Raw genomic sequence first — 1,611 nt, forward strand, 5'->3', positions numbered from 1 at the left:
TTTTTCACAAAACCTGCTTCCTGCTTGAACTGCGCTGCGTATTTTCTTCGCCTTGCCAAGACACACCTCCTGACTCATTATCAGCCTTTTTAGATGTGTCCGTGAAACCGGGGGAAAACCCTGTCACAATTGTACTGCGCAGCCTACGACACAGTAGCAATTAGCGTTTCAGCTAGAAAGAAGGCGGCTAAGGTAGTCATGAAAACCCCATATTTGGCCAATTTAGCGTCTGCCATCATTCCCATTCAATTTAACAGAGATACAAATTGATGTCATTCCGAAACCAAGCTGGAGAATAGGCTGACGCTAAAGCTGTGCAATGAGCGAGGTCTAACGAGGTTATTTAAGCTCATCGCGCTCGCTTCGGTACTGTTGACCCTACCCCGATAAACCGTACCATTTAAAAGTAGAATTTCCGGCATGATTTTTACCTTTTTGGAAAGGAGTCATGACGTGAAGAAAAGCAAATTTACCGAGCAGCAGATTGCGTTTGCGCTGAAGCAGGCCGAGCTTGGCACACCGGTTGAAGAGGTCTGCAGGAAGATGGGCATCAGCGATGCCACGTTCTACAACTGGAAGAAGAAGTACGGGGGGTTGGGCCCATCCGAACTCAGGCGCTTGAAGCAACTGGAGGAAGAGAATATCAAGCTCAAGCGGCTGGTAGCCGATTTGAGCCTGGACAAGACCATGTTGCAGGACGTCTTGTCAAAAAAGCTCTGAGGCCTTCCCGCAAACGCATTCTGATCGATGAATTATGCAGTCGTTATCGCGCCAGTGTGAGGCAGACTTGCGCGTTGCTCAAGCTGTCGCGCACGGTGTATATCTACCAGTCGCGCCGCCGCGATTCATCGGTACTGTGCATGCGCATCAAGGAAATTGCTGCCACACGGGTGCACTACGGGTATCGCAGAGTGCATGTCCTGTTGCAGCGGGAAGGCTTCAAAGACAATCACAAGCGTGTTTATCGCCTCTACCGGGAGGAAGGGCTGTCATTACGCTTAAAGCGCCCAAAACGCAACAAGTCGGCGCGACTACGCCAGCCCAAACATCAGGTAACGGCCATCAATCAGATCTGGAGCATGGACTTTGTTGCTGATGCGCTGTTCGATGGCAGACGCCTGCGCGCATTGACTGTGATGGACAACTATACCAGAGAGAGCCTGGCCATCGAGGTGGGTCAGAACCTGAAAGGAGAGGACGTCGTGAACACGCTCAACCGTATTGCATCTTACCGCGGACTGCCTGTCACCATCAAAGTCGACAATGGCAGCGAATTCATTTCCAAGGTCATGGACAAATGGGCCTATGAGCGCAGCATCGAACTCGACTTCAGCCGCCCAGGCAAGCCCACCGACAACGCAAAGGTGGAAAGCTTCAACGGGCGACTCCGGCAGGAGTGCCTGAACGCACACTGGTTCTTGTCTTTGGAGGATGCCAGGCGCAAGATTGACGAGTGGCGGCAGTACTATAATGAGGTGCGTCCCCACTCTGCATTGCAGTGGGCAACCCCTGCTGAATTTGCCCGTCAGGCAAGGGAAAACACCTTGTCCGGCAGGCCAAAGGAGCCGGAATTTTCCATTTTAGACCGGTACTGATTTCGGGGGCGGGTCA

The 1,611-nt window shown here is 52.1% G+C and carries 1 protein-coding gene; it reads left to right on the forward strand.

Annotated elements, in window-relative coordinates; translation table 11 throughout:
- Positions 1 to 453: 453 nt before the first annotated feature.
- A protein-coding gene (locus AC52W5_RS01895; RefSeq protein ID WP_495669760.1) for an IS3 family transposase occupies positions 454 to 1,595 on the forward strand; the annotation gives its coding sequence in 2 pieces (ribosomal slippage) (positions 454 to 706 and positions 706 to 1,595; 1,143 coding nt in all).
- The last annotated feature ends 16 nt before the right edge of the window (positions 1,596 to 1,611 follow it).

The organism is Nitrosospira sp. CT (assembly GCF_059489795.1).